A 20,212-nucleotide genomic window follows, 5' to 3' on the forward strand; every position below is an offset into this window, starting at 1 on the left:
TGTACACAGCGCATTGGGTTATGTATCGCCTTTTGAGTTTGAAGCAATGTACTATGATAAGATTAACCCGTTAGGTCACGTGGCCTAACTTAAATAAAAATGTCTCCGACAAACCCGGTACGGTTCAGTTTATTGCGATTAATTTTGATAATCGCGGCTGGATTGTGCATGACCCGATAAAACATCCACCTAATTTATTACCTGTGAACAAGCCGAGCCTGTTCGGGCAAGATGCAGGCGGTGTGGTTGGGAATATTGATATTGAATTTGGCTATCCACAGCCACAGCAAAACCTAGCATATAAACAGTATTTTGACTTGGTTTCTGCATACCCTTATCAGTCTTATTTGGTTTTTCGTGGCACTGGAGGGGAAAAATCAAATGAGGGTGGCTTGATTGGTGGCATTATAAATGCACTATCGGTTAGTGATAGAGATGCGTTTTATTTCGGCAACTCAAACTACATGAAAGAGATGTTGCTATGGGTGAAGCGTACGCGTGTTAGAAATGATGGTCAGGGGCAGTGGTATGAAGTTCGCGGAGATGGAGCGGTGGTTTGTGAGATCGGATCATACTACATTAAAACATTAATCGACCATTCAAGAATGGTGGGTAATGGCGTAATGCTGGAAACTAGAATATCTGATAATGAAACGGAAATATTCACAGAGTATAACGATGGTAGCGATTGGAGACTGGAAAATGTTGATAAATACGTCATAGTTGATCATAAAACAAACCATGCTGGTGGTATTTGGGTAGAGAACAATCCAGTCGGCTATGTTGGCTCAACAAGCGCAAGCGCAAATGTTAATTTTGAGATTGACTGTAACTTTTTGGTTGAAGTCACTTTCAACATAGACGGAACGAACTATTCTCCCAAAATAACACACAGTAGAGCTGATATTTTGTCATTTGAGGTGGAGGAATTTGCAGATGGTGACTCTAGTTATAAAATTGTTTTTCTGGCACTAAAAGATTTTAGCTTCAATGTTATCGTTGATCCGCACAGAGTTAATGATACGACAATTTTTTCAAATCACCTGTATCCTTTCTACGTTAGAGTTTTTTATCCTAGATCAGAAATAACAGAAACTATCGAACTTGATTCGCCAGATATTAATCCCATTCATAAAATCCGAGAGATTTTAACCGATGATATAGCAATGGCTAAGCCTGAGATTGATGTAAATGATGCTAATTTCATTAAAGCAGCTAACAGAATTTGGGATGAGGGATTAGGTATCTCATGGGCAATTGATGAGAAATCTTGCATTGATGCAATTGAGGAGCTTTGTTACCACATTGAAGCTGGTATCCGAGTAAACCGCCAAACTGGTTTATATGAGATGGTTTTGTTCCGTGATGATTGGCTTACTGATGAAGAAATACACACAATTGCAGAAAACAAAATCAAAGACTTATCGCTTGAAGTGATGAACTCTGATGATATTGTTAATCAACTAAACGTGACGTATTACGACAGAAAGCGCATTAAAAACTCGACATTCTCGGTTTATGAAAATGGCTCAATTTTAACAATTGGTAAAGCTAATGCAGAATCAATTGATTTTCCGTATTTCATGAATATGCGAAATGCTGAAATTGTAGCGAATTGGAAGTTGAAACAATACTCAACACCAGCATGGAAAGGCACACTCACAACTGGATGGCGTGAAGCTAGAAAGTGGAATCGCTATGACTTAGTTAAAATCAATTGGTCTAAAAAATGGCAAGGCACAATTTTAGCTCGAATTATGAAAATTGATTTGGGTAACGGCTTAAACAATGAGGTGATGATTGATTTTGAGGAAGTTGTACCATATTCAGGAGAAATGAATACAAGCATCGTGGTTGATGACTCTACTGAAGAAAAAGCCGAGCCTGCCATGCCCGCAATTGGTGAAACTTTTGAGGCACCTTACTACATTGCAGTCCAAAATATCGGTCAGCGCAAAATTGATGAGGAACTTGCGCATAATCCAGATGTAGGTTTTACATTCTCAACATATCGAAGACCACAGTGGAATGCTTTATATGCAGAGGTTTTAACTTCGGATGTAGATAAGCCTGAAAATGGATGGGTTGTTGAGGGAAATGCTGAGTTTGTTACAAGCGGTCAATTCGATCAATTGGTCTCAAGAACAGCAACACAGATTCCAGTCAAAAATCTACAGATTGAAGATTACTTGAATCCGAATGACTTGATTGTTGTTGGTACTTGGTTATCAGGTGAATTTGGCTCTTATGAATTTATGATTGTTGAATCGTTTGACGCTGAAACAAGCATCTTAACCGTTAAACGCGGTGCATTGGATACCATTCCAAGGGGTTGGGATAATGGCATGTATTTTTTTAGATCCAATCCTGATGATGGATTATTCTCACTAACTGAATATTCGGCAGATCAGAATGTAAGGGAATCTACATTAACGGTTACACCAAGCTCTAAGCTAGAGCAACTTGGCAGTGCGCCTGTTTATATGCGCTCAAGATTATCTAGACCATACCCACCTGCCAACGTGAAAATTAATGATGTTTATTATCCTGAAACCATTATCACGACAAACGATATTGTATTAACTTGGCTTGGTCGGAATCGCTTGGCGAATCAAATTATTGATTTTTATGATGCTTCAAATGATGCGGAATTAAACACAACATATTCTTATGAATTAATTTCTGAAAATGTTGTTTTGGGTAGTGCAAGCGGAATAACTGGAAATACAGCAACCATTCTATCTAGCGCGTTAATTCCAAATAAACCACATACATTGAGATTATGGTCTGTGCGGGATGGGTATTACTCATATCAAGTATTTGAACATTCATTCTTTGTTGAGTCAGCAAGTTTGATCTTGACTGCAACAACGGACGGCTCAAGCGTTACTGGAAACACAGTTCCGACTTCCAATATCTCTGTAAATGTGGATGAATCACTTAGCGCGAACATGAAATTTGATGGCTCATCAATTTCAGGGAAAGCCGAAGCAGGTGCAACTATTACAATTGAAATTGAGGAATAAGAGATTATGGCAACTTATACAACAGTTGCGGATGGAAACGGTGATTTTGCCGTTTCTTTCCCTGCCAGTTATACAGGTGGTGAAAAAATCACGGTTACATCTGAAAAGGATTCTGCGACAAAAACCATTGAATTGTATGCTCCAAGTGAAGTTATTGGTGGTGGAGCAATTCAATTTAGCGGAACAATGGATAATTTTCCATTAAATATAGGGAATGTAATACTGAGCAATGCTATAAGCGGGGTTATTCAAAATAACGCACTAATAGCAACGCAGCAGGATAATAATATTTTTTACAGAGCAACTGGATTAATCATTAGTGGCAGTGTGACTGAGATTAAAAATTACTCATTTACAGATTGGAGATATGCGTCATTACTGCAACTACCAAGTACATTGCAAAAAATAGGAGAATACGCTTTCCAAAACTTCGGTTCATCTGCACCTGTGTTTTTTGATTGCGTACTACCTAACTCTGTCACAAATTTATCCAACTATTGCTTTAGCAGGGCTGGATTCAAGAACTTTGATATTGGCTCTGGGGTATTAACCATACCTGACAACTCATTTGAATACACATCAAAACTTGAAACATTTAACTACAGAAACGTAAAAACAGTAAACGGTTCTGCTTTTTATAGCTCAGCTATTAAGTACAATATAATTCCAGACACTGTGACAATGATAGGGGGTGGGGCATACCAATATGCTGCTTCTTTGGAAGTAAATACAGGCAATGGAATAACATCAATACCTGCGTTTGCTTTTGCGGGCAATGATAAATGCACAAAATTCACAATTGGATTAAATGTGTTAAGCATACTTTCAAATGGAATTGCGGGGCTGACCAGTTGTAACGAGTTGATATGCCTTCCAGTCAATCCTCCGGACTTAAATTCATCTGGATTGTCTTCATTAAAATCTACATGCGTCATAAAGGTGCCTGTCGCTTCATTATCTGCATACCAAACAGCGCCGAACTGGTCGGCTCATGCCGCAAAAATGGTGGGTGTTTAGTGTTTTGCGCTTCTGGTACTACGTATCATTTAGGTGCCAGAGTTTTTATTACAAACCAAGTTAATTTTCGACCTGCGCCAAGTGGGTCGCATTCAGAAATAAAAGTTTAGATTTAAAAAAAATAAAGCACCTTTCGGGGTGCTTTTTTTATTACCAAAATTTAGGGGAATTTAATGGACGACTTTTCTAAACAAGTCGCTGAATCAGTAAGTCCTTTTTATACAGCCATTGCATCATTTGTAATGGCTTTTTTAATGGCTTTATTTCGTACCGCTAAGAAACGAGGGCAGGCCGATTGGCTTGAAGCGTTTATGTGTGGATTTTTTGCAGTGGGCTTTTGGTCGCTGACAACATGGCTAGGCTTTCCTGAAATCATTTCAGTGGGCTTTGCATCAGTTGTTGGCTACAAAGGCACGCATTTCGTAAGTAAGAAAATAGATAAGGTGAGTGATGAAACTAATCGATAACTGGAAACAAGCTTGGAAACTCAAGTCGATACAAGTAGGCGCATTAAGCGCCTTTTTTTATGCTCTGATTTTATTTTCAGAGCAATTTTTAAATATCTGGAATGTTATTCCACAGGAACTTAAAAACAAGATTCCTGAAAACATTGCAGAGTGGGTTGGTATGTTGGTTGGTGTGGCTATGGTTCTTGCCCGCCTGAAAAAGCAACCTGAACTACACGATGTAAATCAATTTGTGACGATTACCGCAGGGCATAGCAATGCAGATCCGGGTGCTGTCAGCGGCAAATATAAAGAAGCTGAATTGGTGCGACAATTCCGAAATGCTGTAGCACATTATCTTGCAGCCGCAGGTCTGTCTTATAAAACCGATGGCGCAGGAACAATCAACCTTCCTCTAACGAATGCAATTGCCCTAGCCAAGGGTGCATCGATTGCAATTGAATTCCACATGAATGCCTCTGTAAATGATCAGGCGAATGGAATTGAAACGATTGCTCTTCCCAAAGATAAGGTCTTGGCTCAAAAACTATCTAAGGCCGTGGCCGATGTTTTTGGATCTCGATTGCGTGGACAGAATGGTTGGATTGATCAATCAGAGTCAGCACGTGGACGGCTTGGATTCATCAATGCTGGTGGTTTGATTGTGGAGCTAGGCTTTATTTCAAACGCAACAGAACTTGCAGCATTTCATTCAAAATATTGGTCGGCTGCGAAAGCGGTGGCGCAAGTAATTATTGAACATGAAAAAGCCCTCAAGTAAGGGCTTTTGGTGCAAACCCTACGCAACTCGACGTGTTGGGGTTTGCTATTTTAGAATACATTAAATTATTAAAGTATGGATAAATTACCACTCATCTACCATATCAGCCCAATCTTGCATCATTTTTCTACGCTCATTTAGATGTTTGGCGTGATTATATGAAGCTTTAGTTCTATTGCCGCTTACATGGGCCAACTGGAGTTCAATCCAGTCTTCTTTATAACCCTTTTCGTATAAAGCTGTTGAAGCAGTTGCACGAAAATCATGTGCAGTAACTGCTGACATCCCCATGTATTCAAGCATTCTATTTAATGTAGTCCTAGACAACATATTATTGCGCCGTTGAGGTGAAGGGAAAACATAAATTTGATCACCTGATAGTGCGTATTGCTGCTGAAGCAAATCAAAAAGCTGTGACGAAATTGGGACGATATGAGTCCTATTTTTCTTCATAACACGATCTTGCTGCGTTTGTCTTGATGATCGGGGGAGCGTAATAGTCTTGGATTCAAAATCAATGTATGACCATTCTAACTTCCTTATCTCCACCGTCCGCAACATTGAATAAAGCATTGTTAAGCCAGCATTTCTGACAACTGTAGAGCCGTTATAGCTATCAATTTTTCTACGCAGTTCTTTTCTTTCATGTGGATCAAGCGCTCTCGCATGTTCGACTGCTGGTTGAGATACCACACTACGTAATGCGTATGTAGGATCATTATCCAATCGAGATGTGATAATTGCATAACGCATGACTAGGCCGATAAATCTACGATTTAAGTTTGCTGCTGCTTCACCTGTTCCGAATTTAGGGGATGCACTAATGCGACTTATGGTGTTTTTCATCACAGATAATATGTGAGCAGATGTAATGTCCTTAATTGGTAGTGAGCCAATTTCTTTATACACATCCATCTGCATGCAATTTTTAAATCGCTCAACATAATCAGGGGATTTGTGTTTCATTTGCTCAGCTGCATATTCTTCTGCTATAGCCTTGAATGTATTGCTGGCTTTAATTCTTTTTTCTAATTTTTCTTTCTTCTTTTCTTGTGATGGGTTTAATCCTTTAGCTAATTTTGCACGTGCATCATCTTTTAGTTTTCTCGCTTCCTGCAGGGTTACAGCAGGATATTCACCAAAACTAATAGTTCCTTCTTTGCCATTCAGTGTGTATTTGAAGCGCCATATCTTCGTACCAGTAGGGCGAACCTCTATATAAAGCCGCTCAGCATCTAAAATGCGATAAGACTTATCCTTAGGTTTAAGTGTTTTTACTTTTGCATCTGAAAGCATGACGGGTAACACGGGTAATTTTAATGTTACCCGTCAAGATACCCGTTTTTGATACGAATTAAAATGGAATTTATCGAACTGTAGCGAACTTTAATTATTCTAATTTAAAGGTTAATAGCAGACGTGGCGAACTATATAGGATTATAACGAATTATTATTATCAGAATTGTTTAAGATGACGATTTTCATAGGAAATAACTTCTATTAAATACAATAATTCAAATTGGTTAAGATTTATTCAATAGGGAAATGCAGCTATTTCCCATCTAAATCTCAAAAAAGGTAGATTTGCTTTAGAGTATTATGCGTGAAGCGCAATTAAAAGTCTTATCAAACAGCAATTATTTTTTCACTCGCTTCTCAGGGAGGGTCATAAAAATGGGTTATCAAAAGATCGTCGTTCCAGTGGATGGGACAAAAATTACAGTAAATTCAGACTTATCATTCAATGTTCCCAATAATCCAATTATTCCATTTATTGAAGGCGATGGTATTGGTGTTGATATCACTCCAGTGATGAAAACCGTGGTGAATGCCGCAGTACAAAAAGCTTATGGTGGAAAACGTGCCATAGAATGGATGGAAGTTTATTGTGGTGAAAAAGCCAATAAAATTTATGGTACCTATATGCCCGAAGAAACCTTTGAGGCTTTACGCGAATTTGTGGTTTCAATTAAAGGGCCATTAACGACGCCTGTCGGTGGTGGCATTCGTTCGCTAAATGTTGCACTACGTCAAGAATTAGATCTCTACGTCTGTGTGCGCCCAGTACGTTGGTTTAAGGGCGTTCCTTCACCTGTTCAGCATCCTGAACGTACAGACATGGTGATCTTCCGAGAGAACTCAGAAGATATCTACGCTGGGATCGAATGGAAAGCAGATTCACCTGAAGCCAAGAAAATGATCAAATTTCTTAAAGAGGAAATGGGCGTCACTAAGATTCGCTTTGAGGAAAATTGCGGTATCGGTATTAAGCCTGTATCTAAAGAAGGTTCTCAGCGTTTGGTACGTAAAGCTATTCAATTCGCCATTGATAATGATAAGCCGAATGTCACTTTGGTGCACAAAGGTAATATCATGAAATATACCGAAGGGGCGTTTAAAGAGTGGGGTTATGAAGTCGCACTTGAGCGCTTTGGTGGTGAATTGCTAGATGGTGGTCCTTGGGTCAAAATAAAAAATCCAAAAACGGGCAAAGAAATCGTGATTAAAGATGCGATCGCGGACGCTTTTTTACAGCAGATTCTCATGCGTCCGACCGATTATTCAGTCATTGCTACCCTAAATTTAAACGGTGACTATATTTCAGATGCTTTGGCGGCTGAAGTTGGCGGCATTGGTATTGCACCGGGTGCCAATATTGGTGGCGCGGTACAAGTTTATGAAGCGACACATGGCACTGCACCTAAATATGCGGGTCAAGACAAAGTAAACCCTGGGTCTATTATTCTGTCTGCAGAAATGATGCTGCGAAATATGGGCTGGACTGAAGCGGCAGATCTAATTATTAAAGGGATCGCAGGTGCCATTGAAGCCAAAACGGTGACCTATGATTTTGAACGACTCATGCAAGGTGCAAAACTATTACGTTGTTCGGAGTTTGGACAAGCCATCATTGAGCATATGGACTGAGTTTATTTGCCAATCTAAGTGTAAAAAATGCTAGGTGAAAAAAGGACTGAATGATTCAGTCCTTTTTTATGGGAATTAATTAAACACACAGAAAAAGGGTTACTCAAGGCCATTTAAAAATACGAGATAAAAAGATGACTTCACGCAATCAATCAGATGGTTTGGCATGCTTGTCATGTTACCAAAAGTTTAAAACCACACTATTCGAGTGAACTTAGGTAATGCAGAAAATAGAGGGGGATTGATTTCAAATTAATTATTCTCCAGAAATTTTACAATGAAGTAATTCGAAACATTTATCGGCTTGGTTCCTTGAAAATTAGCGGTACATTGGTTGTTGTCCTTTAGTGGAAGTACATCTAGTAGTAGTACATTGCGACACTTGTGATGAAAAGGAGAAATGAAATGTCTCGTAAACAGCATCAACAAAACCAACAATCTGATCAACAACAGCAGCAAAATGATCAGCAACAGCAACAGCAACAGCAACAGCAACAGCAACAGCAACAAGACCAAAAGAAACAGAAACAACAGCCACATCAACGAAATCAGCGTCAACAACATCATTAATAGGCTAAAGACTTTGTGAGTCAAAGTTCATTTGGCCGAACGATTTACTCATTGAACTAAATTTAAGATTTATACGTAGACGAGAAGGAGATGAATTTGTCTAAGAAAACCAAATCACTTAAAAAGGAAATTAAAGCGAGGTTGAACAAAATTTCAAAGCATAATTCTGCTCTGAAAAAATTAAAGAAAAAGCTGAAAAAAGCTTAGCCCATTCACTCTTTATCAAAATGAAAAGACCTATTTATATAGGTCTTTTCTTTGTATGCATGACTTTTGTATGTGTGAATGGTGATGCAGTTGAATGTCTTGTGATCGACCTAGACGGTATTTTTGCTCAATTTTGCTGTGCGAGTAAACCAAAAGAGTTGTAGTGTTCCAATGCAGAGTACGCATGCGGCCAAAATAAATTGCTGTGAATAATCAACACCGATTCGCTGTAAAAAACTAAAGCTTAAACCGCCAATCAATTGAATAGATGCAAAGCACAGGGTTGCAATACTCCAGAGCTTTTTATAGGCGCTACCATAGATTTGCAGAATGGTATAAGAGGTGAGAAAAACCACTGCCGGATTGAGCAAACCTGTAGCAAAAGAAGAAAAAAAAGTAAAAAATGGATGGATATTAATAATCGCTATAAAAATCGCGAAGACATAGCAGCTATATAAAATTTTAAGAGCACTGATATTTCCCTGTTTTTGTGCTAGGCAGTAAGCAGCAAATGCCCCTAAAGCACTCCCTAGACCATATAAAATCCAATTGAAATTGATCCCGATCGGGCTCAGGTGTAGGGTGTGAGTTAAATAGTCAATCCAAAATAATGAATGGGGCACGTAAGCAAAAGCACTGGTGCTATACACGATTAAGAGACAATAGAATATCCCATCAACTTTATGTTCTGCAGCTGAAATCGTGGTGAATGTTGTGAGCTGTGATTTAAAACCTTTTAAAAGCACGCTGAGTAAAATACAAATCAGGCTTGAAAAAGAAAATAAAATCAACCAAGCCCACTTTGTCGGCATTTGTTGGATGTAAGGCAAAAATAGCGTTGCCATTAACACCCCTAAGCCAATACCACTGAAACCAATAAAGTTGATTTTAAAGCGGTCTTGAAGCTGTGAACATTGGGCCACAACACTTGGGGAGAGGATCATTAGTAAGCCGCCGCTGATCCCTGAAATAACGCGCCAAGTGCTATACCAAAGTTCTGAAAAACCTGAAAATGCACAACTGAGTAAACTGAGTGTCCCTGCAATAGCTGCGAGTTGGATATAATTCACCATGCTTTTATTTTGGGGTAATTTCATGGCCCAAAATGCACCGATCAAGTAGCCGAGCAAATTGGCACTGCCTAAGATGCTGGCAAAACTTGGGCTCCAACCAAATGCTTCACGGGTTGAAGGGAGGAGTGCGGTATAGGAAAAACGTAAGATCCCGATGCCAAGGCACATGCTTAGACAGAGAAATAGGCTCAGTTTAATTTTGTTTGAGAACATCCTGTACTCATGTGTTTTTATGATTGGTTAAAAAATAACATGAATATGCTGTAGAAAAATCAACAGATCTTAAAGTTTTGACTAAGGTCTAAGCTCAAAATAAATTATTAAAAACTTAACTATTCAAAAAGATAGCTACGGTGTGAGTACAGTATAGAAATCAAATTTAAGCATACAGTAATAAAAAAACCGTACAGCACGTACGGTTTTTTTATTTTTAAAGCACTTATGAATTAACGCATTTTCGCCAAGAAACGACCTAAACGAGTCAGTGCTTCACGTAGTTCATTTTCAGCAGGCAAGAACACCACACGGAAGTGATCTGGTGTTGGCCAGTTAAAGCCCGTACCTTGAACCAAAAGTACTTTTTCAGCACGGAGGAAATCCAACATGAATTTCTCATCGTCTTGAATTGGGTAAATTTCAGGATCCAGTTTAGGGAAGCAGTACATAGCACCCTCTGGTTTAACACAAGACACACCCGGAATATCATTCAACATTTCCCAAGCAATGTTCCGTTGTTCATATAAACGGCCGCCCGGACGGATGAGATCATTAATCGATTGATAACCGCCTAAAGCTGTTTGAATCGCATATTGCGCTTGGTGGTTGGCACATAGACGCATTGAAGCCAACATGTCTAAACCTTCAATGTAGTCTAGCGCACGTGATTTATCGCCTGTAATTGCCATCCAGCCTGAACGGTAACCGGCAATTCGATACGCTTTAGATAAGCCATTGAATGAAATACATAGCTGATCGCCTGCTAAAGATGCAACAGAGACATGCTCAATGCCGTCATAAACGATCTTGTCGTAAATCTCATCAGCAAATAAAATTAAGTCGTATTTCTTCGCAAGAGCCACAATTTGCTCAAGCACATGACGTGGGTAAACCGCACCTGTTGGGTTATTCGGGTTAATCACCACGATACCGCGAGTATTCGGTGTGATTTTACTTTCCATGTCGGCAATATCTGGATACCAGAAATTTTCTTCATCACATTTATAGTGAATAGCTGTACCGCCAGAAAGGTTAACTGCCGCTGTCCAAAGCGGATAATCCGGCATTGGCACCAGCATTTCATCGCCATCGTCAAGCAAACCTTGCATCGCCATCACGATCAGTTCAGATACGCCATTGCCGACATACACGTCATTCACGTGCATGTTTAAGATGCCTTTTTGTTGATAATACTGACAAATCGCCTTACGCGCAGGGAAGATGCCTTTTGAGTCGGTATAACCAATTGCATTTGGCAAGTTTAATGCCACGTCGTTAATAATTTCTTGAGGCGCTTCAAAACCAAAAGGTGCGGGGTTACCAATATTTAATTTAATAATTTTATGGCCTGCCTCTTCCATCTCATTGGCCGCTCGCAACACTGGTCCGCGAATGTCGTAGCAAACATGCTCGAGCTTAGACGATTTCTTAATTTCGCGTGGGGTGTTAAACGTATTCGGCATTTTTATATTCTCGGAAAGAGTGGAGGTCACTTTTGCATAACGGTATAAATAGCTTTTAAATGTCTCGGTCGTTACTAAATCGAGATGATGTTCGTCTCTGAGTAAAGCAACTATTTTTTCATGCGTAAACCCTGCCTGTTGATATTGTTTGATCACGGGCAGCAGATTTTTAAAAATTACGCTCTTTTTCTGCGACATTTTTTAATCCTGAGCAAGAGTAGCGCTAAGATTATCACTAAAGTTGCTCACAAAAAAGCATTTAATTTGGCATTTTGCTTACCATTGATTTAGATTTGCTTACCTTTTGCTTTTTTTGGTCATTATATAGATTTTGTAAATTGTTGAATAAAGACTAGAAATTTAAGAATGAATGACGTAAATATAGGATTATCCTATTTTAAATACCACGATATAAAGGGACGTCATCATGGGAAAACTCAATAAAACAGAAAGAGAATGGCAAAGAGAATTGTCACCAGAAGAGTTTCGCATAACGCGTCAGAAAGGCACGGAGCAAGCTTTCACTGGAAAATATTGGAATACTAAACAAGCTGGTACTTATGTATGCCGTTGTTGCGGGGAACCGCTTTTTTCTTCTGAAACAAAATACGATAGCGGTTGTGGTTGGCCGAGCTTTTATAAGCCGATTGAACCTGCTGCGGTGGAAGAAAATGTAGATACGACACACGGTATGGTCAGGACAGAAATTGTTTGTCATCATTGTGACGCACATTTAGGGCATGTTTTTGCTGATGGCCCACAGCCGACTGGATTACGTTATTGTATTAATTCGGCATCCTTAGAATTAGAAACAAAAGAAAAAAATGATGAGGAAACTTATCCATGACAACTATTCACCAGTTTGAAGCAGAATTACTGGACGGAAGTAATAAATCCTTTGCAGATTATGAAGGTAAGGTTTTATTAATTGTAAATACCGCCAGCAAATGTGGGTTCACTCCTCAATTTGCAGGTTTGGAGAAAATTTACGAACAATATAAAGATCAAGGTTTGGAAGTTTTAGGCTTTCCATGCAACCAATTTGGCGGACAAGATCCGGGTTCGAATGATCAAATTGGCGCGTTTTGTCAAAAAAACTATGGCGTATCTTTCCCGATGTTTGCCAAAGTGAATGTAAAAGGCCCTGAAGCGCATGTGATTTTCCGTTACTTAACCAATAACTCGAAAGGTGTATTGGGAAATGGCATTAAGTGGAATTTTACGAAGTTTTTAATTGGGAAAAATGGTCAGGTCTTGAACCGCTATGCACCCACGACCAAGCCTGAAACCTTGAATGAAGATATTGAAAAAGCTTTGGCTCAGTCAAAATGATGTGAATCATTGGCTAAACTAAGGTTGATATAAAGGCGCGAAAGCGTCTTTATTTTTTTTTGGATGTTTTATACTGACGGCTCTTTATTTGAAGGTCATCACATTGTTTAAGCAGATGGTTAAACGTCGAATTTGTGTTTTAACGGTTTTTTTACCCGTATGTGTGGGTACAGCTTGGGCAGATAGCAATTTGAATGCTTCTGAATCTGCAGAAACTTCTGTTGATGCTATCAATCTAGACCGCACGACAGATGCTCAGGTCAATGCATTATTGCAATTATTAAAAACACCTGTAGAAGAATACCAACCTACGCGTGTTGCCGATGTAATTGATCCACATGTCAAACCGAAAATGTATGAAGTCTCTTGGGTGAATGCACCACAATATGTGCTATCTGCGTCTGAAATGAAAACATATAAGCATCCCGTCAAACTACAGCTCACCGTGATTGCTGCAACAGGCTATATTGTTAGCTCAAAACTCATTGCAAGTTCGGGCTCTAAAAGCTTTGATCAAAAAGTACAAAAATCCCTATTGGTTGCGCGACTTGAACCCATTCCGATGGTCGATAAAAATCTCAGTTATACCGTTGAACATGAATTTGCTATTCATCCACCTCAATAAGCCTATAGCAGAAGGCATATGTTAATCATTGTTCTAAGCTCCCCGAATGATCTGTCAATGTTTGGGTTTTCATCTGATAGATGAAGCTTGAAAATTGGTTTCATGAGTGGAAATTAAATGACTTAATCCTTGTGTATTTGATGAATGAAATCGCTCTTCGGCAAGCAGGTGGGTGTAATTCATTAAGTTGGGCTTAATAAAAAATTACAATTAAAAAATAAAAAGTAATAAATAAAAAGCATCGTAAAAGATGAAATGAAAGAATAAATGCTAATAATTATCATTTATTATGTGGGCGTATTTTCTAGGATCATTCTCCCAATGTTAAAAATGAAGCAGCTCTGTGTGATGATGGCGTGTGCTACACAAGGGTTCACATATGTTTATGCGAATGAAATCGCTGAAAAGGAACATCCCGCTGCCAATATCGATACTACTGAAGTTCAAACGCTAGAAGCCATTAATGTGGTCGTCAGTGCGGATGCTTCTGCAAATGGTTTAATGAAGCCTTATGCAGGGGGGCAAGTCGCCACAGGTGGTAAAGTGGGTATTTTTGGTAATCAGAAAAATTTAGAAACACCATTTAATATCACCAGTTATACCCAGCAATATATTCAAGACCGCCAAGCGAAAAGCGTCGGGGATGTGCTACAAGCAGATGCGGGTGTGCGTACGGCCAAAGGTTATGGGAACTTTCAAGAAGCTTATTTTATTCGTGGTTTTACATTGGCATCTGATGATACTGCATATAACGGCCTGTATGGCATATTGCCACGCCAATATATTCCAACAGAACTGTTTGAGCGGGTAGAAGTCTTTAAAGGCGCTTCGGCATTTTTAAATGGTGCAATCCCAGGTGGAACAGGAATTGGTGGTTCAATTAACTTACTTCCGAAACGTGCCAGTAATGATCCATTAACACGTGTGACGGTGGGTACAAACTTCAATGGTGCCTATGTGGCGTCGGATGTATCACGTCGCTTTGGGACAGATGATCAATTTGGGGTGCGGGTCAATACCGCTTACCATGATGGCGGAACCGAGATTGATCAAGAAAAGAAAACACTTGGATTGGCTTTGATTGCTGCGGACTACAAAGGAGAGCGTCTCCGCCTATCTGGTGATTTGGGATATAACAATAACCGCCTTTCAGAAAATCGACCAAGTTTACGTTTAACCAATGCGGTTACACAGCTTCCGAGTGCTGCTCAGTATGCTAATTATCATGGTCAAGCATGGACTTATTCAAACGAAGAAGATTTATTCGGAAGTGTACGCGCTGAATATGACTTAACCGATGCAACGACAGCCTATGCAGCATATGGTTTTCGCAAATCAGAAGAAGCCGGTGTTTACTCAAGTCAACAATTAAGTGATACTGCAGCAGGAACGGCAAAACTTTCTGCATCGATGATTCCACGTAAAGATCGTAATCACTCAGCAGAACTGGGTGTGAAAACTCAATTTGAAACAGGTGCTTTAAAACATCAAGTGGTCGCTTCTGGTTCTTTATATCGTGCAGATAAACGCTATAGCTATGGTTATGCCACCAGTTTGAATGATAATTTTTATGATCCGATTTACACCGAAGATTCAAACATTGATAAATGGTTGGGGGTAGAAGGGACTTATCCGAAAGCGGGTGTCAGTACCTTGAAAAGTTTTGCCTTGGGCGACAATATTTCGATGTTAGATGATCGTTTGACCCTCATGCTTGGTGCGCGTTATCAGGAAGTTGATCAAGACGTATATTCTTACGGAACCTATAAATACAATATTAATAAAAATCAGCTTACTCCGGCATTGGGCGTGAGTTATAAATTAACGCCTGAATGGTCTATGTATGCCAATTACATCGAAGCTTTGGTTCAAGGCGAAGCGATTTTGGATAGTGAAGGTAATAACTTTATTGCCGATCCATTTGTCTCGAAACAAAAAGAACTGGGCGTGAAATATGAAAATGGCTTGATTGGCGGAACATTGAATTATTTCTATACAGATCGCCAAAAAGCCTCAGTGAATAGCTCAGGGACAGCACAAATCAGTCAAGCGACGAATATTCACCAAGGGCTTGAATTTAATGCCTATGGTCAATTAACAGATTCAATCAAAATATTGGGCGGCGTAACTTGGATTGATACCGAACAAAAAGACACATACCAAGGTTTATTTGATGGACATCGTGTGATCGGTGTGCCGGAGTTCCAAGCCAATGTCGAAGCGGATTGGAAACTACCGATTGAACAAGATGTTAGTGTAAATGGGCGCGTTGTATATACGGGTTCAACTTATGCAAACAATGCCAACACATTGAAACTTAAAGATTGGACACGTATAGATTTGGGTGCAAACTATAAAACGCAAATCAAGAATGTACCCACCAGTTTGAATTTTAGTGTGACTAATGTTTTAGATAAAGACTATTGGGCCTCTGCATCGGTGAACGACTATACGTATTTGTCACTGAGCGAACCTCGAACATTTAAATTGAGTGCTACATTTGATTTCTAATGGTTTTCAATGATTTCTCAATAATTGTTTATAAATAATTATTGCTAGATGATTAGCTTTGAATGATTGTTAAGAAATGACTCAAATAAAAATGCCCCCAAATCTGGGGCATTTTTTGTTTTAAGCAAAACGCTTTAAATCAATTAAAGTACTGCTTTTAAGCGACGAATGACTTCTTCACATTGGGCAATATCAGCAACAAGGGCTAACCGGACATGGTTTTCACCCGGATTACCTTGTGCCGTATCACGCGATAAATAACGGCCTGGAAGCACTTTAACGTGTGCTTTTTCCATGAGCATTTTGGCAAAGCTTTCATCATTATCCACTTTTAACCAGTAGTAGAACCCTGCATCAGGTTTTTGTAATGGTAGTAGGTGACCCAGTTCGCGTTGGAATAATTCAAATTTTGCACGGTACTGGACGCGGTTTTCTTCGACGTGTGCTTCGTCATCCCAAGCTGCAATTGAAGCTAACTGGTGTTGAACAGGCATCGCAGCGCCATGATAAGTACGGTATTGTAAATAAGGTTTTAAAAGCGCAGCATCACCTGCAACAAAGCCAGAACGCATACCCGGTAAGTTAGAACGCTTAGACAGTGAGTGGAATACCACGCAGTTCTTATAATCATCACGGCCTATTTCAGCACAGACTTCAAGCAGACCAACAGGTGCTTCATCAAACCAAAGCTCTGAGTAGCATTCATCAGATGCAATCACAAAATTATATTGGTCAGACAGTGCAATCAGTTTTTTAAACTGTTCTTTAGAAAGTACCGCACCTGTAGGATTACCCGGTGTGCAGACAAACAGTAAAGCGGTTTTTTCCCAAACTTCAGCTGGCACAGCGTCAAAGTCGCCAAGGTAGTTATTTTCTTCTGTACAGTTAATGAAGTAAGGTTCTGCACCCGCAAGTAAAGTTGCGCCTTCATAGATTTGGTAGAACGGATTTGGCATCACCACATATGGGGCATCTTCACGTTTAATCAAAGCTTGTACAAACGAGAAGATCGCTTCACGTGTACCAGACACAGGCAATACGTTGGTGTCTGCACTGATGCTATTGAGTTTAAAGCGACGAGTTAACCAATTTGCAATGCTCGTGCGAAGCTCAGGTAAACCCTTGCTGTTTGGGTAAGTAGATAAGTGTTGAAAATTATCAATAATGGCCTGTTTCACAAACTCCGGTGCAGGATGCTTTGGTTCACCAATCGATAGTGGAATCAAAGGTAAATCTGCTGGTTTCACATCTTGAAATAGCTTATTCAGCTTTTCAAATGGATAAGGGTGCAATAATGACAAACTGGAGTTCATGGAATGGATACCGATAATTTAAGTTAATGATGACTACAAACCTGATTCGATGCTTCATCGAGTGCTGACTTTAACTGTGCAGCAAACGTTTCCGCTTCTGAATCACTCATAGGTGAGCCATCTTTTTTAGTGACATAGAAAATATCTTCAGCACGTTCACCGAGCGTTGCAATTTTCGCAGAGTGAATATCTAGACCTTGCATCATAAATAAACCACCAACTTTAGCAAGTAAGCCCGGATGGTCAAGTGTCGCAATTTCAACCATATTTTGTTGAAGTGCTTCATTGAAAGAAATACTCACGGTATTTTCAATATCAAAATGACGCAGTTGACGTGGGATACGACGTTGCATCAGGCCTGGATACTTGTCAGATTGGCTCAAGGCTTGTTTGAGTGCTTCAATAACAGTTTGCTCACGTTCAGGATCTGTTAATAAAGTGCCAAAACGGTCAAGTACAACATAAGTGTCCAAACTAAATGCAGTGGATGCAGTGATAATTCGAGCATCCTGAACATCTAGATTCATTCTGTCCAAAATAGCCACTGTGGTCGCAAACAAGTTAGGTTGATCTTGAGTGTAAATAAAGATCTGTACCGCATCTTGTGCAAATTTGCGATGTGCTCGCATCATCACCAATGGTTCTGCATTATTGCCATGTTTTAAAATGGCGCGCGTATGCCATGCGATTTCATCGGCAGATTCTTTCAGGAAATATTCATCACCGAGTTCTTGCCAAACAGTTTCTACATCGTAGAGCGAAAAATCGTTGACTAATAGTTCACTGGCCGCAAATTTAGTGTCTTCGATCAGCATTGGATAATCTACAGGACGACCCAAACCAGAACGAATCACATCACGCGCTTGTGTATACAGTTGGCGCATGAGGGATGCACGCCATGTATTCCAAAGTGTCGGATTGGTTGCGTTGATATCAGCAACTGTCAAGGTGTAGAGATAGTCGAGATGCTCCATATCGCCCATTTTCTCAGCAAATTCTTTCACCACATCTGGATCGGAAATGTCTTTTTTCTGAGAAGTAACGGACATCAATAGATGGTTTTGAATCAACCATGCGACAAGGTTGCATTCACGTTCAGTAAACCCATGGGTACGGCAGAATTTAATTGCATCTGCTGCACCAAGTTCACTGTGGTCACCGCCGCGACCCTTGGCGATATCATGGAAAATTGCCGCTAAATAAACAATGTCACGGCGCGCCAGTCGTTGGAATACGGAGCTAACGACAGGGAAGTCCTTAGCAAATTCAGGCTCTTTAAAACGGTTTAAATTACGTAGTAGTAATAGGGTATGGGCATCGACAGTGTAAATATGGAACAAGTCATATTGCATGAGTCCCATGATTTGCCCAAAGGCAGGAATATAGTTGCCGAGCACGCCATAACGTTTCATCGCCACCATGGTGTCGTATAAACGGTAGGGTGAGCGAATGATCGCCATAAATAAGGCTTGATGTGCAGGATTGTCACGGAAGTTCTGATCAATACGTTTTGCTGCAAGTGACAATAGACGTAAAGTTCGGGCACGAATCCCTTCAATTTCTGGACGATTCGCCAAGAGGTAGAAAATTTCTAGAATAGCACTTGGATTTTCAGAAAAAATTTTATGATGCTGCACCGCCAATTTGCCATCAACTAATTTGAAGTTAGCATTGATCTCTTCAATTTTACGTTCATAGTCAGGCAAGCGCGGTGTGATGACCGATTCATTGAAATAAGCCAAGAGCATTTCATTTAACGTCGTCACTTGCTGAGCGCTACGGTAGTAACGTTTCATGAACTGTTCGATTGGATAATTCGGTGATTTACCTTCTTCACGTTGATAGCCAAATTTAGCGGCAATGTCACGTTGATAATCAAACAATAATCGGTTTTCGTCGCGCTTGGTTAAGCGATGTAAATGATGACGGATTTCCCAAAGAAAGCTTTCTGTTTCTTCAAGAACGCCAAGTTCAAACTCTGAAATAAAACCTAGATGTACAAGGTCATAGATGCGATTGACACGGAAATGACGCTTTGCAATCCATCCGATTTGGTTGATATCACGGATACCACCGGGCGCATTTTTAATATCGGGTTCTAAGTTGCTTTCGGTATTGTTATGTTGAGCATAGCGTTTTGCTTGCTCTTGCATTTTTGCATCATAGAAGGTTTTATCCGTCCATGTCTGCGATACGATACGGCGTGGCCATTTGGCTAGGTGTTCATTGCCCACAATCAAACGTGCTTCGATCAGCGCTGTTGCCACAGTTAAATCATTGGTGGCTTGAGCAACACAATCATTAATAGTACGTACACTGATGCCCGGTTTGAAATTACCAACATCCCAAAGAGTTGAAATAAAGCTGGAGATGAGTTTTTCTTGTTCTGGGCTGATTTCATCTTCAGACAAAATCATGATATCGACATCGGAGTAAGGCAGCATTTCGCGGCGACCATAGCCACCGACAGCAAATAAACCGAGATCGGTTTGGTCGAGTTCAGCATGTGTCCATAAGAACTTTAAGGCTTCATCGATTAGATTCGATCGAGCCAAAATCACATCACGAATCGACTGTCCATTTTCAAAACATTCCTGTAGCTGATTTTCAACATCTGAGCGCCATTGGTTAATCGCCTGAATGTCGTGGTTACTTTTAATGTAATTCAGCAGAGGAAGCGTATTGATCATGAACAGTGGTCCGT

15 protein-coding genes are annotated in these 20,212 nt (G+C 39.9%); 10 read left to right on the forward strand and 5 right to left on the reverse strand.

What is annotated here, in order from left to right; all coding sequences use genetic code 11:
• The first annotated feature begins 164 nt into the window (after window positions 1-164).
• The 4 genes from FTU36_RS16860 to FTU36_RS00020 all read left to right on the forward strand — a co-directional run bounded on the left by FTU36_RS16860 (window position 165) and on the right by FTU36_RS00020 (window position 5,270).
• Window positions 165-3,026 (forward strand): phage tail protein, encoded by a 2,862-nt coding sequence (locus tag FTU36_RS16860; RefSeq protein ID WP_180116574.1) that lies wholly within the window; start codon window positions 165-167, stop codon window positions 3,024-3,026.
• 6 nt (window positions 3,027-3,032) lie between these two features.
• Complete coding sequence (locus tag FTU36_RS00010; protein WP_180022567.1) at window positions 3,033-4,043, forward strand: leucine-rich repeat domain-containing protein; 1,011 nt, start codon at window positions 3,033-3,035, stop codon at window positions 4,041-4,043.
• A gap of 173 nt (window positions 4,044-4,216) precedes the next feature.
• Window positions 4,217-4,510, forward strand: a complete 294-nt coding sequence (locus FTU36_RS00015; protein WP_131275820.1) for a phage holin family protein — start codon at window positions 4,217-4,219, stop codon at window positions 4,508-4,510.
• Window positions 4,494-5,270 (forward strand): N-acetylmuramoyl-L-alanine amidase, encoded by a 777-nt coding sequence (locus FTU36_RS00020; RefSeq protein ID WP_180022565.1) that lies wholly within the window; start codon window positions 4,494-4,496, stop codon window positions 5,268-5,270. The genes FTU36_RS00015 and FTU36_RS00020 overlap by 17 nt, the downstream gene beginning before the upstream one ends.
• Window positions 5,271-5,354: 84 nt before the next feature.
• Here FTU36_RS00020 and FTU36_RS00025 read toward each other — a convergent pair whose 3' ends face one another.
• Window positions 5,355-6,566, reverse strand: a complete 1,212-nt coding sequence (locus tag FTU36_RS00025; protein ID WP_180116575.1) for an integrase arm-type DNA-binding domain-containing protein — start codon at window positions 6,564-6,566, stop codon at window positions 5,355-5,357.
• A 378-nt stretch (window positions 6,567-6,944) separates the two neighbouring features.
• On the opposite strand from FTU36_RS00025, the gene icd reads away from it, so the two are divergent.
• Complete coding sequence (gene icd, locus FTU36_RS00030) at window positions 6,945-8,198, forward strand: NADP-dependent isocitrate dehydrogenase (protein WP_180004095.1); 1,254 nt, start codon at window positions 6,945-6,947, stop codon at window positions 8,196-8,198.
• Between the two features lie 405 nt (window positions 8,199-8,603).
• The gene (locus FTU36_RS00035; protein WP_180116576.1) at window positions 8,604-8,768 is read left to right on the forward strand and encodes a hypothetical protein; all 165 of its coding nucleotides are present in this window, start codon (window positions 8,604-8,606) and stop codon (window positions 8,766-8,768) included.
• A gap of 317 nt (window positions 8,769-9,085) precedes the next feature.
• On the opposite strand, the gene FTU36_RS00040 is transcribed toward FTU36_RS00035, so the two are convergent.
• Both FTU36_RS00040 and FTU36_RS00045 read right to left on the reverse strand, forming a co-directional pair.
• The gene (locus tag FTU36_RS00040) at window positions 9,086-10,261 is read right to left on the reverse strand and encodes a YbfB/YjiJ family MFS transporter (protein WP_180116577.1); all 1,176 of its coding nucleotides are present in this window, start codon (window positions 10,259-10,261) and stop codon (window positions 9,086-9,088) included.
• Between the two features lie 233 nt (window positions 10,262-10,494).
• Entirely contained in the window at window positions 10,495-11,925 is a 1,431-nt protein-coding gene (locus FTU36_RS00045; protein WP_078189059.1) for a pyridoxal phosphate-dependent aminotransferase, read from the reverse strand.
• A gap of 229 nt (window positions 11,926-12,154) precedes the next feature.
• Between FTU36_RS00045 and msrB the strand changes: the two genes are divergently transcribed.
• The 4 genes from msrB (at window position 12,155) to FTU36_RS00065 (ending at window position 16,195) form a co-directional block, all read left to right on the forward strand.
• A complete protein-coding gene (gene msrB / locus FTU36_RS00050; RefSeq protein WP_078189058.1) occupies window positions 12,155-12,574 on the forward strand; it encodes a peptide-methionine (R)-S-oxide reductase MsrB in 420 nt (139 codons plus the stop codon).
• Window positions 12,571-13,059: a glutathione peroxidase gene (locus tag FTU36_RS00055; RefSeq protein ID WP_078189057.1), complete on the forward strand. Its 489-nt coding sequence runs from the start codon at window positions 12,571-12,573 to the stop codon at window positions 13,057-13,059. Before msrB ends, FTU36_RS00055 begins: the two co-directional genes overlap by 4 nt.
• A gap of 115 nt (window positions 13,060-13,174) precedes the next feature.
• Entirely contained in the window at window positions 13,175-13,684 is a 510-nt protein-coding gene (locus tag FTU36_RS00060) for a TonB C-terminal domain-containing protein (protein ID WP_180116578.1), read from the forward strand.
• A 321-nt stretch (window positions 13,685-14,005) separates the two neighbouring features.
• Window positions 14,006-16,195 carry a TonB-dependent siderophore receptor gene (locus FTU36_RS00065; protein WP_180116579.1) on the forward strand — a complete coding sequence of 730 codons (2,190 nt, stop codon included), beginning with the start codon at window positions 14,006-14,008 and terminating at the stop codon, window positions 16,193-16,195.
• 143 nt (window positions 16,196-16,338) lie between these two features.
• On the opposite strand, the gene dapC is transcribed toward FTU36_RS00065, so the two are convergent.
• Window positions 16,339-17,508 (reverse strand): succinyldiaminopimelate transaminase, encoded by a 1,170-nt coding sequence (gene dapC, locus FTU36_RS00070; RefSeq protein WP_168379650.1) that lies wholly within the window; start codon window positions 17,506-17,508, stop codon window positions 16,339-16,341.
• 23 nt (window positions 17,509-17,531) lie between these two features.
• On the reverse strand, window positions 17,532-20,198 hold the full coding sequence (gene glnD, locus FTU36_RS00075) for a [protein-PII] uridylyltransferase (protein WP_180009460.1): 2,667 nt from the start codon (window positions 20,196-20,198) through the stop codon (window positions 17,532-17,534).
• Window positions 20,199-20,212: the final 14 nt, after the last annotated feature.

Source organism: Acinetobacter sp. YH12096, from assembly GCF_013419215.1.
GTDB lineage: Bacteria > Pseudomonadota > Gammaproteobacteria > Pseudomonadales > Moraxellaceae > Acinetobacter > Acinetobacter amyesii.

Bases quoted from the DNA above. Each gene is read 5' to 3' on its own strand.
- FTU36_RS00010 (WP_180022567.1), top strand. From the start codon at position 3,033: ATGGCAACTTATACAACAGTTGCGGATGGAAACGGTGATTTTGCCGTT.
- FTU36_RS00015 (WP_131275820.1), top strand. From the start codon at position 4,217: ATGGACGACTTTTCTAAACAAGTCGCTGAATCAGTAAGTCCTTTTTAT.
- FTU36_RS00020 (WP_180022565.1), top strand. From the start codon at position 4,494: ATGAAACTAATCGATAACTGGAAACAAGCTTGGAAACTCAAGTCGATA.
- FTU36_RS00025 (WP_180116575.1), bottom strand. From the start codon at position 6,566: ATGCTTTCAGATGCAAAAGTAAAAACACTTAAACCTAAGGATAAGTCT.
- icd (WP_180004095.1), top strand. From the start codon at position 6,945: ATGGGTTATCAAAAGATCGTCGTTCCAGTGGATGGGACAAAAATTACA.
- FTU36_RS00035 (WP_180116576.1), top strand. From the start codon at position 8,604: ATGTCTCGTAAACAGCATCAACAAAACCAACAATCTGATCAACAACAG.
- FTU36_RS00040 (WP_180116577.1), bottom strand. From the start codon at position 10,261: ATGTTCTCAAACAAAATTAAACTGAGCCTATTTCTCTGTCTAAGCATG.
- FTU36_RS00045 (WP_078189059.1), bottom strand. From the start codon at position 11,925: ATGTCGCAGAAAAAGAGCGTAATTTTTAAAAATCTGCTGCCCGTGATC.
- msrB (WP_078189058.1), top strand. From the start codon at position 12,155: ATGGGAAAACTCAATAAAACAGAAAGAGAATGGCAAAGAGAATTGTCA.
- FTU36_RS00055 (WP_078189057.1), top strand. From the start codon at position 12,571: ATGACAACTATTCACCAGTTTGAAGCAGAATTACTGGACGGAAGTAAT.
- FTU36_RS00060 (WP_180116578.1), top strand. From the start codon at position 13,175: ATGGTTAAACGTCGAATTTGTGTTTTAACGGTTTTTTTACCCGTATGT.
- FTU36_RS00065 (WP_180116579.1), top strand. From the start codon at position 14,006: ATGTTAAAAATGAAGCAGCTCTGTGTGATGATGGCGTGTGCTACACAA.
- dapC (WP_168379650.1), bottom strand. From the start codon at position 17,508: ATGAACTCCAGTTTGTCATTATTGCACCCTTATCCATTTGAAAAGCTG.
- glnD (WP_180009460.1), bottom strand. From the start codon at position 20,198: ATGATCAATACGCTTCCTCTGCTGAATTACATTAAAAGTAACCACGAC.